The organism is Flavobacterium sp. FlaQc-52 (assembly GCF_044007495.1).
GTDB classification, from domain to species: domain Bacteria; phylum Bacteroidota; class Bacteroidia; order Flavobacteriales; family Flavobacteriaceae; genus Flavobacterium; species Flavobacterium cupriresistens.
Map to the genome: position 1 here is coordinate 19,165 of NZ_JBIPCV010000006.1, position 15,173 is coordinate 34,337.

General features: G+C 34.1%; 13 protein-coding genes. 5 read left to right on the forward strand and 8 right to left on the reverse strand.

The window, feature by feature from the left end; genetic code table 11:
- Positions 1-806: 806 nt before the first annotated feature.
- Positions 807-2,675, reverse strand: a complete 1,869-nt coding sequence (locus tag ACHRV5_RS12235; RefSeq protein ID WP_395426947.1) for a U32 family peptidase — start codon at positions 2,673-2,675, stop codon at positions 807-809.
- A gap of 308 nt (positions 2,676-2,983) precedes the next feature.
- Between ACHRV5_RS12235 and ACHRV5_RS12240 the strand changes: the two genes are divergently transcribed.
- Positions 2,984-4,042 carry a serine hydrolase domain-containing protein gene (locus ACHRV5_RS12240; protein WP_395426948.1) on the forward strand — a complete coding sequence of 353 codons (1,059 nt, stop codon included), beginning with the start codon at positions 2,984-2,986 and terminating at the stop codon, positions 4,040-4,042.
- 127 nt (positions 4,043-4,169) lie between these two features.
- On the opposite strand, the gene ACHRV5_RS12245 is transcribed toward ACHRV5_RS12240, so the two are convergent.
- The 4 genes from ACHRV5_RS12245 to ACHRV5_RS12260 all read right to left on the reverse strand — a co-directional run bounded on the left by ACHRV5_RS12245 (position 4,170) and on the right by ACHRV5_RS12260 (position 7,961).
- The gene (locus tag ACHRV5_RS12245) at positions 4,170-4,763 is read right to left on the reverse strand and encodes a hypothetical protein (protein WP_395426949.1); all 594 of its coding nucleotides are present in this window, start codon (positions 4,761-4,763) and stop codon (positions 4,170-4,172) included.
- Between the two features lie 158 nt (positions 4,764-4,921).
- A complete protein-coding gene (locus tag ACHRV5_RS12250; RefSeq protein ID WP_395426950.1) occupies positions 4,922-5,371 on the reverse strand; it encodes a nuclear transport factor 2 family protein in 450 nt (149 codons plus the stop codon).
- Between the two features lie 228 nt (positions 5,372-5,599).
- The gene (locus ACHRV5_RS12255) at positions 5,600-6,790 is read right to left on the reverse strand and encodes a pyridoxal phosphate-dependent aminotransferase (RefSeq protein ID WP_047778331.1); all 1,191 of its coding nucleotides are present in this window, start codon (positions 6,788-6,790) and stop codon (positions 5,600-5,602) included.
- Positions 6,791-6,863: 73 nt separating this feature from the next.
- The gene (locus ACHRV5_RS12260; RefSeq protein ID WP_047778332.1) at positions 6,864-7,961 is read right to left on the reverse strand and encodes an acyl-CoA desaturase; all 1,098 of its coding nucleotides are present in this window, start codon (positions 7,959-7,961) and stop codon (positions 6,864-6,866) included.
- 107 nt (positions 7,962-8,068) lie between these two features.
- Between ACHRV5_RS12260 and rsmG the strand changes: the two genes are divergently transcribed.
- Positions 8,069-8,698 (forward strand): 16S rRNA (guanine(527)-N(7))-methyltransferase RsmG, encoded by a 630-nt coding sequence (gene rsmG, locus ACHRV5_RS12265; RefSeq protein ID WP_047778333.1) that lies wholly within the window; start codon positions 8,069-8,071, stop codon positions 8,696-8,698.
- 78 nt (positions 8,699-8,776) lie between these two features.
- Here rsmG and ACHRV5_RS12270 read toward each other — a convergent pair whose 3' ends face one another.
- A complete protein-coding gene (locus ACHRV5_RS12270) occupies positions 8,777-9,481 on the reverse strand; it encodes a LytR/AlgR family response regulator transcription factor (RefSeq protein ID WP_395426951.1) in 705 nt (234 codons plus the stop codon).
- Between the two features lie 28 nt (positions 9,482-9,509).
- Positions 9,510-10,496: a sensor histidine kinase gene (locus ACHRV5_RS12275; protein WP_395426952.1), complete on the reverse strand. Its 987-nt coding sequence runs from the start codon at positions 10,494-10,496 to the stop codon at positions 9,510-9,512.
- 374 nt (positions 10,497-10,870) lie between these two features.
- Here ACHRV5_RS12275 and ACHRV5_RS12280 point away from each other — a divergent pair, with 374 nt between their 5' ends.
- The gene (locus tag ACHRV5_RS12280; protein WP_395426953.1) at positions 10,871-12,031 is read left to right on the forward strand and encodes a hypothetical protein; all 1,161 of its coding nucleotides are present in this window, start codon (positions 10,871-10,873) and stop codon (positions 12,029-12,031) included.
- Positions 12,032-12,133: 102 nt separating this feature from the next.
- Here ACHRV5_RS12280 and ACHRV5_RS12285 read toward each other — a convergent pair whose 3' ends face one another.
- Complete coding sequence (locus tag ACHRV5_RS12285) at positions 12,134-12,865, reverse strand: hypothetical protein (RefSeq protein ID WP_395426954.1); 732 nt, start codon at positions 12,863-12,865, stop codon at positions 12,134-12,136.
- Positions 12,866-13,364: 499 nt separating this feature from the next.
- On the opposite strand from ACHRV5_RS12285, the gene ACHRV5_RS12290 reads away from it, so the two are divergent.
- A complete protein-coding gene (locus tag ACHRV5_RS12290) occupies positions 13,365-14,426 on the forward strand; it encodes a sensor histidine kinase (RefSeq protein WP_395426955.1) in 1,062 nt (353 codons plus the stop codon).
- A complete protein-coding gene (locus ACHRV5_RS12295) occupies positions 14,423-15,142 on the forward strand; it encodes a LytR/AlgR family response regulator transcription factor (RefSeq protein WP_395426956.1) in 720 nt (239 codons plus the stop codon). The genes ACHRV5_RS12290 and ACHRV5_RS12295 overlap by 4 nt, the downstream gene beginning before the upstream one ends.
- Positions 15,143-15,173 lie beyond the last annotated feature (31 nt).

Here is a 15,173-nt window from a genome sequence, read left to right on the forward strand (position 1 = left end):
GAGTAAAATCCCCCAAAATATTGGGGTCCAAAAAAGACCGAAATTGCATATTTGAGTACATAAGTCAACAAATAGGCTTTTAGAAAATATTAAAAATGGGAACAGAGAACACACAAAAACTCCGGCAATAATAGAGTATAATGTAATCTTGTTTTCTGATCTCATTTGAAGTTAGTTTTGAGAGTAAAGATAAATAAAAATGGAATTTATTTTCACGTTAATTCTGGAGATTTGGCGGATTTAATTTATCGTGAAATTAATTTTTATGTTCAGTAATCATAAAGTTTATCATTTCTGACGAAGGAGAAATCTTTACGAGTAGCTCCATAATTTGAATCATCAAACTTTGTCGAGTTTCGTGCGAAGATTTCTCCTTCGTCGAAATGACAGAACTACAGGGAACAATCTGTTTCTAATAAATAGCTGGTTTTTAAAAACCTGTGGAACAGTAAAAATGAATTCGAAAATTTAATTTATCTAAAAAAACATCTCGTTTACAAAATACACACTTAATTTGTCCTTTCGAGGCACGAGAAATCACATCAGAAATTCCACATAGAAAATCGCCAATCTTTGTCGAGTTACGTGTGTGATTTCTCGACTTCGCTCGAAATGACAAGTTTGTGGGGGTATAAAGTGAAATTATAAACGAAAGAGTTCTTGGTTTACGTTTTGCGCGAGGGATAGGAGTGGAAAGCCCGGAGCCTGACGAAGGAAGTGCGAGGACTTGTAGCGGATAGCCCGACCCGGAGGGACACGCTCAAATAAAAAAAACCGACACTTAGAAAAGTATCGGTTTTGTATTTTTAATGAAAATGATCTTCCTCAATTTCAAATTCGGCATCTTTTTCCCAAATTTCCATTTCACAAGGTTTGCAATTGAACTTTAGTTTGTATTCCAGTTCACCTTGTTTTAATACTAATGGTTCTTTTACTTTGACACCTACAATGTCTTTTTGGTGTATCGGACATTTTTTTAATTCGTATTTGATACAATATTTGGTGGTCATTACACGGGATTTTCCTGGATCCCATTGTAATTCAAATGCTTTTTCAATTTCAGTTACACCATGGCGTTCGTAAAATTTACGCGCTATTTTATTTGAAACATTGTACATAAAGTCCAATTTGGTTTCAGGATAAGGGTGTGACGTTTTTACCAACTGATGTTCTTCACGTTTGTAATTGGCCAAACGAATTTCGGATAATTGCTCGTAAACGGTTCTTCTCATTTCGTTGATTTTTGAAATAGGAAGGAACCAATTTTGAGAAAATAGTACATTAATTTCATCTGCAGTATAAGGAGTAAAACCTGTTTTTGCCAGATTGATTTTAAAGTTTTCTGCGATCGATTCGTTGTTTTTAGTTTGTTCTTTCGGGTGAACCAAAGTCACAATACTTACATTTCCATCTTCGTCAGTGGCAATTAATTCAAAGCCATTTTCGTTTTCGGTCAATAATAAAGTGGTGCTGATTTTACGTACGGCACTGTCTTCTCTTTCTACAATTTTAATAAAAGCGGCATCATTATTTCTATAAATAAAAGTACCGTCTTTAATTTCTTTTAAAACGTTAGGATAAGCCAAACCATTTTCAACTTTGTTGACATAGATTCCCTCTGCTTCATTATTTTCATTGATGAAACATAGTCCATCACCATTATTCAATAATTCACCATTCTCAATTTGGTAAGCGTTTCCTATTGTTTTAACCAATTTACCAATGTATTGTCCTTTTGATTTTGGACTTTCCCATGAGCCAATTGAACTGTGTCTTTCGTTTACAAAATAGTCGGTGTAACCACGATTAAAACTTTTATCCAAAGCAGAATCAAAACTGTAAGTACATTTTCCCGAAGAAGCTTTGGTATATTTATCACTTCCTTCTAAGTAAGCATCTAATTTTTGGCGTAAATACGAAACGTTATTTTTTACGTAAACGATATCCTTTAGACGGCCTTCTATTTTAAAAGAAACAATTCCTGCTTCAACCAGATTTGGAATTTCATTTGAAACATCAAAATCTTTAATAGAAAGCAAGTGACTGTTTTTGATTAAAGTTTCTCCGTTTCCGTCGATTAAGTTGTATGGTAAGCGACAGTTTTGAGCACAAGAACCACGGTTGGCACTACGTTCTCCGTTGGCCACACTCATATAACAATTTCCGCTGAAGGAAACACATAAGGCGCCGGTAACGAAAAATTCTAATTCAACATCTGCTTTATCGTAGATTTCTTTAATTTGGTGCAGGTTCAATTCACGTGCTAAAACGACACGTTTTATTCCGGCATCTTTTAAGAATTTTATTTTATCGGCATCACGATTATTGGCTTGTGTACTGGCGTGAAGTACGATAGGAGGTAAGTCCATTTCCATAATCGCCATATCTTGAATAATCAAGGCATCAACTCCAATATTGTATAATTCCCAAATCATTAAACGACACGTTTCTAATTCGTTATCATATAAAATGGTATTGATAACGACAAAAACCTGAGCGTTAAATAAGTGTGCATACTTTACCAATGCTGCAACATCTTCAATAGAGTTTGTGGCATTAGAGCGTGCTCCATATAATGGTGCGCCAATATAAACTGCATCGGCGCCACTATTGATGGCAGCAATTCCTCCAATTAAATCTTTAGCAGGGGCTAATATTTCAATCTTCTTCTTCATTTTTAGTACTTTAGGCTTTTGTGGTTTTCCCGGAAAAAAGTGTGCAAAGTTCTAATAAATAATTTGAGTTTGCTAGTGCTGCGGTGATTTTTTTTGAAATGAGTGGCTAATATGGAATGATGATGTTTAAGAAGTTACTGTGTTTCTTTGTATATGTTTTATTCCCAAAGCTATTTACATGATATTCTTATACTGATTTCTCTTTGCCAATTAAATGATTAATATGATTTTAGATAGATATTGCTTTTTGTAACCTAATGATTCCCAATGTCGTCAAAACAAATAGTAACCCTTAATTAGAGTATCAAATGAGATTAATTTTTAAAATTTGTATTGTTTCCTGTTTCATTTTTCAGCCTGTTATTTTTGCTCAGACTTTAGAAGCCAAAATAGATAAGTTATTAAATGAAAAATTCAAACCCGAAGGTCCCGGAGGCGTATTCTTAGCTGCTAAAGAGGGAAAGATTATATACAAGAAAGCTTTTGGAAAGGCTAATTTAGAATTGAATGTTGCAATGCAGCCGGACTTTGTTTTTGAAATTGGTTCCATGACCAAACAATTTACAGCGGTCTCCATTTTGATGTTAGTTGAGCAAGGTAAACTGAAATTGCATGATGAAATCACCAAGTTTATTCCGGATTATCCAACCAACGGAAATAGTATTACGATACATCATTTGTTGACACATACTTCAGGAATTAAGGATTTTACAAGTATGAAAGCAATTAAAGATATTGCCAAAAGCGATTTATCGCCTAAGGAGTTAGTTGATTTTTTTAAGAACGAACCGGTAGACTTTAAACCGGGTGAACAGTATAAGTATTGTAATTCGGGTTATGTTCTTCTGGGGTATATTATTGAGATGGTGTCAGGTAAAACTTTTGGGGAGTTTATTGATCAGAATATTTTTAAGAAGTTAGAGATGAACAATACTTATTATGCAAGCCATGAGAAGGTAATAAAAAATAGGGCTTCGGGTTATCGTGATAGAGAGGGTTATGTAAATGCACCTTATATCAGTTTTTCTATACCTTATGCTTCGGGATCGATAATGTCAAATGTTGAGGATCTGTTGAAATGGCAAAATGAAATTGCTGCCCATACGTTGCTTAGTCCGGTTACTACTGCGAAAGTATTCACCAATTATCAACTAAATAACGGTACCAAAATTGACTACGGATATGGATGGCACATTGATGCGGTAAAAGGGAAGCTTGTATATGAACATGGAGGCAGTATTTTTGGTTTTAAATCGATGGGCGTTTATGAGCCGGCTAGCAAAATTTATGTACTTGGTTTGAGTAATTGTGATTGCAATTCTTCAACTGCACTTACAAGAGAGATAGCGGCTTTGTTGTTGGATTAGCCTCTCGCTTTAGGTCAATGTCATTAAGTTAAGCGATTTTTTCACGCAGATTCCGCGGATTTTTTTTATTTCATTCCGCTAAAATCTGCGTGAGACTTTTTTGCTTTTAATTTCAGTATATTTTTTATTAATCTATAGGAAAAGAAAAACCTGCGGCAAAGACTCCGGTAGATTGTTTGGCTGCCGGATGCACGTAAAAAGAAACAGCAATCTCTATATTGTTTTTAGGGCCTACTGCTAATCCAAGGTTAATAGGGATGTGCATTAGGACATCGCTTTTATTGAAATTATGTGAAGGTGTAAAAGTTTCAAATGAACCAATAGAGGCACCAATACCGGTTTCAATAAAAGGAGCTACCCAGGGAATAGGTGCACATAGACGAATTTTCCCTCCCACTAAAAAAGCTCTGGTGTTTACTTTGTATTGAGGCTGATTTTGTAGTTCCGGATTTTTATCAGGAGAAGTTAAAATAATTCCTGCATAAGGTCTTACGCTAAACCATGAAGTTATTCCAAAAACATATTCTCCTTCTGTATAAAAACCAGAACCCATGACGTCTACTTCATCTTGCTGGCCATAATTTTCTATGTATAGAGAACTGCTGGATGCAAAACCTATGGATGCTTTAATAAAATTACCTGTTTTTTGAGCTTTGGTTTGGTTGAAAGAAAGTACTAGTAAGGTGCTAATGTAAAAAAGAGCACGAAAGTTTTTGGTCATTTGTTTGATTTTATAGTTGTAATATATTGGCGAAAATAAGATTTATCGTCCTGAAAAATAACATGTTTTCCTTTTTTGTTTGAGATGAATAAAAAAAGCCTCAGAAAAATTCCTGAGGCTTCAATTTATATAATTTGAATTTTGATGAGGTTAGTTCTTTATTGTTGTCTGCTGATGTCATTAAATTCCCAAAGCACATTGATGATCTTCCAGACCCCGTTGATTTTAACGAGATGCATATAATCAATCCATTCATCGGCAATTAATTTTACGGAAGCAGTTCGTTCTGAAACATCAAGCAGTCTGACTTCCTTTTTGGGTGTAGCAGGAAACTTGTCTCCGTTTTTGTTGTAGCTTTCTGCAAGCAGGACCATAGATTCTGTTGTGGTTTCGCGAACGTAATCTTTGCCGGTAGCTTTGTCTTTCCAAAAGGTTCGTTTGACCATTCTTGGGTGTAGTGCCTGTTCCATTTGTTTAGGATTTGGTACCTGTTGCGATTCGATGTAATCAAGAGCAGCTCTTTTTATTGCCAGGCTGTCTTGTTTGGTCTGTCCGGAAATATAATGGCTGATCAAAAATAAAACAGAACAAATAAGGGTGTGTTTCATAGTTAGTTGAGTTGGTTAAGTGGTTTGTATTTAGTTTAATAAAGTTTAAGTTGCTATTGTTGCCATTGTCACGGAGCAATAAAATAATCGGGCAGGAATTAATGAATGTTTCAACGCCGTGTTTCAAATATAGTGATATACTCTTATTGAAATTTCAAATGAAATGTTAACAAAAAAAAGCCTCAGGAAATTTTCCTGAGGCTTCATTGTATAGAATTAGAATCGTGATTAAGCAGCTAAAGCTTCTTTGATTCTGCGTAAGGCTTCTTTTAAAATATCGTTGCTTGTTGCGTAAGAAAAACGAATACAATTTGGATTTCCGAATGCATCACCTGTTACAGTTGCTACGTTTGCTTCTGATAAAAGATACATTGATAAATCGTTTGCATCTTTAATTTCAGTTCCTCTTAAAGTTTTTCCGAAGAAAGAAGAAACGTCAGGGAAAACGTAGAATGCACCTTCCGGAACGTTGATTTTTACACCTGGAATTTCTTTTAATAATCCAACCACTAAATCTCTACGACCGTGGAAAGCCTGAACCATTTCGTTTAATACACTTGGATCAGCATCTACTGCAGTAATTGTAGCACGTTGCGCAATACTGTTTGCTCCACTGGTTACTTGTCCTTGGATTTTGGTACATGCTTTTGCGATGAATTCCGGAGCTCCGATGTAACCGATTCTCCATCCTGTCATTGCGAATGCTTTTGCAACTCCATTTACCGTAATTGTTCTTTCTAACATTCCTGGGATTGAACCGATACTGCAGAAAGTTCCTGAGAAATTGATGTGCTCATAAATCTCATCAGCCACAACATATATATTAGGGTGTTTTTCTAAAACTTTTGCCAAAGCAGTTAACTCTTCTCTGCTGTAAACAGATCCACTTGGATTACAAGGAGAACTGAACCACATCATTTTTGTTTTTGGCGTGATGGCAGCTTCTAATTGCTCAGGTGTAATTTTGAAATCAGTATCTACAGACGTTGGAACTTCAACAGGAACTCCACCAGAAAGCTTTACAATCTCGAAATAACTCACCCAGTAAGGAGCTGGTAAAATAACCTCGTCACCTTCGTTTAACATTACTTGAGCAATGTTGTATAAAGATTGTTTTGCTCCTGTAGAAACTACGATTTGAGAAGGTTTGTATTCTAAACCATTGTCTCTTTTGAATTTTCTGCAAACAGCTTCTTTTAATTCCTGGTATCCGTCAACCGGAGAATAAGTACTGTAGTTTTCGTCTATTGCTTTTTTAGCGGCTTCTTTAATAAAATCAGGAGTATTAAAGTCAGGTTCTCCTAAACTTAAACTGATGATATCTTTTCCTTGCGCTTTTAATTCGCGTGCTAAAGCAGCCATTGCTAATGTTTGTGAAGTCGCTAAGTTGTTGATTCTGTCCGAAAGAATATGATTCATTATAAAAATTTTGAGTATCCTTAATTTTCTAAGCTGGTTAAGGAAGGTTAATTATTAATAGATTTTTTTAGTTTTATACCGATAATTCAGGTTTCATTCCAAGATCACGTAAATGTTTGAAGTGAGCAATAACTGCACTTGTCATTGTTTTGTACTCGTAATAAGGCAAGTTGCATTCTTTGGCAGTCTCTTTTACGATTTTTGCAATTTTACCATAGTGAATGTGACTGATATTTGGAAAAATATGGTGTTCGATTTGGTGATTTAACCCACCGGTGTACCAGTTTACGATGGCATTTTTAGGGGCAAAATTAGTTGTCGTAAACAATTGGTGAATGGCCCAGGTATTGTCCATTTCTCCTAACTCGTTTGGAGAAGGGTTTGTAGTTTCTTCTACAACATGCGCTAATTGAAAAACAACACTCAAAATTAATCCGGCTGTATAATGCATTACGAAGAAACCAATTAAAACTTTCCACCAGGTAATTCCGATTACGATCGGTAAAACGATCCAAATGGAAACATAAATAACTTTAGTGATGATTAAAGTAGTCCAAAGTATTTTAGGGTTTTTAAGTTCGCCGTAAGATAATTTTCTTTTAAGGTAACGTTTCATTTGTTTGAAATCGGTTGTGATTGCCCAATTGAAAGTCAATAAACCGTATAAGAAAACAGAATAATAATGTTGAAAACGATGAAAACTATGCCATTTTGCATCTTTGGTAAAACGGATAATTCTTCCTGCATCTAAATCTTCATCATGTCCCGGAATGTTCGTATACGTATGGTGTAAAACATTATGTTGTACCTGCCAGTTGTAAACGTTTCCTGCCAAAACATAAATAGTTCCACCCATAAACTTGTTGATCCAGGTTTTATTAGAGTACGAACCGTGATTTCCGTCGTGCATCACATTCATTCCAATACCTGCCATTCCAATACCGATCACGATAGATAGAAGTAACATAACCCAAAACGGCATATTTAGTGTAAGGATTAAAAAATACGGCGTCAGGAATACAGCAAAGAGAATAACCGCTTTTAAGTGCAGCTTCCAGTTTCCGGTTTTTTGGATATTGTTGTCCTTGAAGTAATTGTTAACCCGAGAGTTAAGGGTTCTGAAAAACTTCAGATTGTCTTGCCTTGCAAAAGTAGGTGCAGTGTTATTCATAATTAATTTAAATAGGCTCCAAAGGTAATTATTATAAATTTTCAATTTACAAAATTGAGTTAAATATTTCAATCGTAAAGTATTACTTTTGTTAAAAAATTAGAGCAATGGATGAGATTCTGAAATATTTTCCTGATTTGACCGACATTCAAATCGAACAATTTCAAAAATTAGATTTTTTATACCACGATTGGAATGAAAAAATCAATGTTATTTCGCGCAAAGATATTGATGCCTTATATACAAAACACGTTTTGCATTCGCTTGGAATAGCAAAAATCATGAAGTTTGAGCCCGGAACAACCGTTCTGGATGTTGGAACCGGAGGTGGATTCCCCGGAATTCCTCTGGCAATTCTTTTTCCCGAAACCCGTTTTTATTTGATTGACGTTATAGCAAAAAAAATAAAAGTAGTTCAGGGAGTTGTGGATGCCTTAGAATTAAAAAATGTAAAAGCAGAACAATTACGTGCTGAAAATGCAAAAGGGGATTTCGATTTTATTGTGAGTCGTGCCGTAACCAATATGCCGGATTTTGTTTCGTGGATCAAAAATAAAATTAAAAAACAACACAAACATGCCTTGAAAAATGGAATCCTTTACCTAAAAGGAGGAGATTTGACCGAAGAATTGAAAGATTTTCCGGGGGCTACTTTATATGATTTGTCTACAATTTTTGAAGATGAGTTTTTCGAAACTAAAAAAGTAGTGCATTTGCCGTTGAAGTTTAAGGCTTAGGGCTTTTTGTTTTAAAAGTTTCAAGTTTCAGGTTTCAGGTTTGAAAGTTTCAAGAGTCCGGGTTTCGATCCGGATTTTTTATTTTAGAATGTTTGCGTCCAGATGATGTAGCCAGTTTTCTTTGTAGCTGTTTCCAATTGGGATTTCTGTGCCGTTTAGTTCTACTTCATTTTTAGAATAGGCGGTTAGTTTTTGTGTTTGAATAATATAAGAACGATGAATCCGTACAAAATTTGGACCCAACAGTTTTTCAAAAACCGAAATATTCTGTTTAATGTGGTGTGATTTTCCGTTTTCAAGATGAATGGTAATGTAATCTTTAAGGCTTTCGACATACAAAATTTCATCCAATACAATCTTGATGTTTTTACTTCCGCTGGTAACAAAAATATGATTTTCGTTTGTTGGTTTTGTTTCCTTTTTTGGAAGTTGTAACTGTTTGAATTTTTCTATTGAAACAAAGAAGCGATCAAAAGTAATTGGCTTTAACAAATAATCAATCACATTAAGCTCATAACCTTCTATGGCATATTCTCTGTAAGCTGTAGTAAAAATTACTTTCGGAGGATTTTTTAATTTCTTCAAAAAATCATTTCCTTTTAGTAAAGGCATTTCAATATCCAGAAAAATTAAATCGATGGTATTGGTTTCTAAAAAAGAATACGCTTTCAGTGCATTTTCGAAAGAAGCTATTAATTCAAAACTTTCGAAATTGACCAAATGAGAAGTTATTAATTCTCTGGCTAATGGTTCGTCGTCAACGATGATGCATTTGTATTTCATTCAATTAAAGAATAAATGGTTTTAAAATCTAAAGATAAAGACAAAGTTTTACTTTAAAATTAGTTTTCGTTTCTTCGATTTCCAGTTGGTGTTTTTTAGGGTATAACAAGTCCAATTGCTTTCGGACATTTACTAAACCAATTTGAGATTTGTTTGAAACGGATGCGAACTCATTTTGAGGCATGGTGTTTTCAATGCAAAAAATAATTTGGCTCTTTTTGCAGACTAAATTAAGTTGAATTTTTGCTTTTTGAGTTTCATTTACAACTCCGTGTTTAAAGGCATTCTCGATAAAAGTCAATAGTATTAAGGGAGAAATTTTGTTGTTTTCAAGGATGTCTTTTGTAAATGAAATGTCTAATCGGTTTTCATCGTAACGAAGTTTTTCCAGCGCAATGTAATTTTCAATTAGAGTAATTTCTTTTTCTATCGAAACATAATCATCAGTGCAGCGGTATAAAACAAAATCCAGAATCTCAGATAATTTTGCAATGACCTCAGGGGCTTTATCGTCTTTTTTTAAAGTTAAAGTGTATAAATTATTTAACGTATTAAAAAGAAAATGAGGATTCAATTGGTTTTTTAAAACCTTCAGTTCCATTGATTTTTTCTCTTCTTCCAGTTTTAACAGTCGTTGTTGTTTTCGATTAAAACTTATAAATCCCAGAATTATAATCGGATAGGTAATAAAAGAGAATTCTCTGAAAATTAGTGTAAAAGAAGTTAATCTTTCCGGAACTGACATTTTATGTCCGAGCCAATCATCAAAGAAACCCGGGAATTTAGGCTCTAAATAATAATATTTTAAAATCATCAAAAGGGCAAAAATAAGATAAAGCCAGCCTACTGCGCAAAACAGAAAAACGAAGTACTTCTTTTTGTTAAGTGTTTGAGGAATAATCCAATAAATTAAGCCATAGGCAACAATTACCTGTGCTAAAATTTTCCAACTGTAGACGAAAGTAAAATCGTAATAAGTAGTGTCGTTGGACTTTGAATTAATGTATAAAAGCAAAAAAGAAATCCAATAAACACAATGAAGGAGAATTCTTTTTATATCGAGGTTTTTCAAAAAAAGCATAGGTGGTTTTAATTGCGGCAAGATACTAAAATATAGAGGAGAGCTTGATTTCTTAAGATAAATAATAGCCTTTAGGTGCTGAAAATTAACTTTCAGCATACGAATGATACATTACTTAAAAATTTATTATTTGAATGCAGAAAGTGTCTTTTCATCAGTGCCAAAAACAGCGGAATTGTTTTGCAATTATATTCGCTTAAAATAAGAAATGATGATCAAATTTATTCTGCTGCTAGTTTTATTTCTGGGAAGTAAGCTAAAATAAAAACGGAATTTAGAAAGCCGAAAATAATTAAATTTTAAATAGAATGAGAAAAATAATTACAACGACAATTGGTGTTTTGATTTTAACGGGAACTCCAAATTTATTTGCACAAAAGGACAGAAAAGAGATTTTGTATCGTGAAGATGCAAGATTTAAAGGATCCGATTTGTCTACAGAGAGGGCCAAACAGAGAATACTGTATAGTGAAACTTCCAAAGTAATAAAACCAACCTTATTTGCAGACTTAGGAGAAACCTGCACCACTCCGGACGGGATGGCTTTGGATAAAAATGGGAATTTATACTTGTCTGTTACCAACCCAACTTCATTTGAAAAGTTCGGAAGTAAAATTCTGATTTTTGATAAAAATGACAAACCAATAACCTGGTTTGATCAATTACCATTGCATCCGGTGACAAAAAGGGTGCATCCTATGGGAATGGAGTTTGGTCCGGACGGGAATTTATATGTAGTAGATAACCAGTGTTTTGCAAGACAATCGGATGCTTCAAGATTAATTAGAGTCATAGTGAAAAATGGAAAACCGGTTAATGCCGAAGTTTTGGTGGAAGGATTCAATTTTTCCGATGGACTTCGGTGGTCTAAAAACCGCATTTACATTACCGATGCTTCATTTAATAAAGGAGAAGAAAGCGGTATTTATAGTTTTTCGCTTGACGAATTAAACAAAGATAAAATTATACTGGATGCTTCAAATAAGGAAAAGTATCTCATCAGTACTTTTACTTTAAAACCCGGGACTGCAAAACACTCACTCGGAATTGACGGAATTGCATTTGATAAAAATGGGAATTTGTATGGAGGTAGTTTTGGTGACGGTGTGATTACTAAAATTGAGTTTTTTAATGATGGAAAAGTAAAATCTAAAAAAGTTGTTTTTGATTCGGATCAGTTAAAATGCAGTGATGGCTTTTTTTATGATGAGAATAGAAACTCTATTTTCATTGCCAATTATGATAACAATAGTGTGCATCAATTAAACTTAAATACCAATACTATTTCTTTGATTTGGGAGAATGAAAATGCAGATGGTTCAGACGGACAATTGGATAATCCTTGTGAAACTATTATTTACAAAGGCAAATTGCTGGTCGTGAATTATGATACTTTTGAAGGAGTAAAAAATACCGGAACGGATCCTTTTCACACCATTTCAAGTTTTGATTTGGAGGGATTAAAATAAAATTCAAAATAAGACCACAAGTATTTCCTCTAAAATACTTGTGGTCTCTATATAAAGATTACTTACAATCTCGAAAGTTAGATTTTTCTATATTCCCATTAATCAGGCGGTCGCAAGTTCCTTTTTAGCAAGACAGAACTTATTTTTGATCAAATCAATATTTGAAATAAATTCACGTAAGGCAAGTCTTGAAGCGGCATCGCTATATTTGAAATTAGGATTGAAGAAAAATTCACGGCAAATTACAGGCTCTGTTGTAAAATCATAAGGAGTCATTTCTGAGCGCTCTGTTTGGTGATTTCCAATTGGAAATAAAGAGGTAAGTTCAAATAGCGAATTCATAAACCAGCTGTCAAACACTTTCTGTTTAGGTGTAATGTGGCGCACCAACAATACTAAACCGACTAATTCACTTTGTAATAAATCAGATCCTTTTCGGTACTTCATATCGATCATTTTCACATGTACAAGCGCAACCCATATTGGACCTTTTACATAACTGTATGCCAGATATTTTAGATTGGGATCAAAAATTAGCGGTTTAGTGTTTTCATGACTTTCTATAGAGCACCAAAGAGATTCAATACGTTGCATTAGATCATCAAACAGTATCGTATGTTTTTTAAAACGCCAATAGACCCATTCGAGCAAGGCAGCAGCAAGGGCTAATGAAGCTTTTTGATTCAGTCTGTTGAGTGTGATTTCCAATTCTTCATTTGTTTGAAGGGGATCGAATAGTTTCTCTATTACCCGATCATTCCATTTGTAATCCAGGGTACTGGTAATACATTTTGATTCAATAATTATTGGTGGAATATTTTTTATGTTTTTCATTTTCAATAGATTATAATTTACATCTTTTTCTAAGTTTTGGATTAACATTAAATAGTTTTATAAATGCGTTCTTAACTAAAGACAAAATTATTATATCCTCAATTTGAAAGGGCTTTGATAAGTTTTAAAAGTAATAGAATAAGGTTTTTGTGGTTTGTATGTTGTTAACTATCAACAGGGTAGTAAAGATGTTTAGTTTTTGTTTCGGAAAAGAAAACGGATGAATTTTGCTAATGGTGTAAGATCTTGTAATTCATTATTTTAAATGGATTGGGACTTTAAATGAACAGTGTGCTCTTTTAGGATTTATAAGAATTATTCGGGTCAATGTAGTATTCGTTTTAGTGGTAGTGTAGAAATTGTCGTCTGTTTTTTGTGTTTGAATTGTATAATTAACAAAAGAATGTCGTTTGTCGACTATTATTTTTCGTTCCTGTACTTTTATTTGCGCCATCTGTAATAGAGAGATATCTTTACTACAGCAACAACCACTTTTATATTGAAAACAGTTACAAGAATATCGGCCTATTGGAAAATTCAGCTCATTGCCTGGAGTACTGCTTCTTTGTATTGGGGATTTTCAGCTTTCTTTACCGGTAATTTTATCTGGAAAATAGGCCTTGCAGATTTGATATTGGATGTATCGATTGGCATTGCAATAACACATCTTTACAGAAATTTTGCTTTAAAAAAAGGATGGAATAAATTAACGCTGAAAAGATTAGTTCCCAAAATGGTACTTAGTGTTTTGATTCTTTCCTTCTTGTATTTGTTTTTGATTGTTGGCAAGCTTTATTTGGTGCGTTTGTTTCTTTTAAAAAATACGGAGGTTTCCTTCATAACATTTTTTAAAACGACACAGCTGCAGGTTTTTATAACCGGAACAAGGTTAATGTCTATCTGGGTATTGGCTTATCATTTGTATCATTATTCTAGACTTGAAATAGAGAGGGTGAAGGAAAATGCTCGATTGTCGATCATAATAAAAGAAGCACAGTTAAACAATCTTAGTGCACAGCTTAACCCGCATTTCTTTTTTAATTCCTTGAATACGATAAAATTCCTCGTATTAGAAAACCCGCATTCGGCCAGAAGGGCAATTGATCTTTTGTCTGAGCTGCTAAGGAATTCCTTAAAGACTAATAGTGGAGAATTAGTGGCTTTAAATGAGGAAATGAACCTTGTTAAAGATTATCTGGAGCTGGAAAAGATTCGATTTGAGGAACGTTTAGAAATAACAATTGATGTAAATGAAGCAGTATTAGATTATTTGATTTTGCCTTTGAGTATTCAGTCGCTGGTTGAGAATGCAATAAAACACGGAATTGAAAAAAGAAAACACGGCGGACTCCTTATTGTTAAGGTGGAAGAAGAAAATAATTTCATGAAAATTAGTGTTCAAAATTCGGGAAAATTACACAATGAGAGAAAAAATCCGGGGATAGGATTACATAATCTGAAAGAGAGACTACTCTTGTATTATAACGGAAATGCCTCTTTTGAAATTAAAGAAATCGGAAACGAAACTGTTTTGGCAACTCTTTTAATACCGTCGAAATGAAAAAGATAAAAGTTATCATAGTCGATGATGAACGTTCATCCAGAGAAGAGCTGAAAAGAGCATTGAAGATTTACGAAGACTTTATTCTTATAGGCGAGGCTGAAAATGCCGATGATGCTAAGGATTTAATCGAAAAAGAAGTGCCGGATTTAATTTTTTTAGACATTCAGATGCCCGAGAAATCCGGTTTCGATTTATTAGAATCTTTAGATAATGCGCCGGCCGTATTGTTTACTACGGCCTATAATGAGTATGCCGTGCAAGCATTTGAAGTAAATGCCTTAGATTATCTGTTGAAGCCCATACGCGAGGAACGTTTTGTAAAAGCAATAGAAAAAATAAGGAATACGATAAAACAGAAAGACCTGTCTAATGCTGTAACGAGTGACCAGAAGATTTTCATTAAGGACGGAGAGAAACGATTCTTTATTCAATTGGATGAAATTTATTTAATTGAATCACTGGAAAATTATACCAGACTTTATTTTCAAGGCAAAAAAGCACTGCAAAGACGATCGCTCCGCCAATGGGAAGCGCTATTGGATGAAACGGTCTTTTTTAGAATAAACAGAACCGAAATTATAAATATTAAGCACATCCTCGAAGTAAACCAAACCAGCAGTGGCAGGTTAGAAGTAAAGCTAAAAACCGGAGAATTGTTAGAAGTATCAAACCGTCAATCGGTTAAATTTAAAAACAACAACGGGATTTGGTAAAAGAAACAGCTTTGTTTTTTTGTCCTGTACA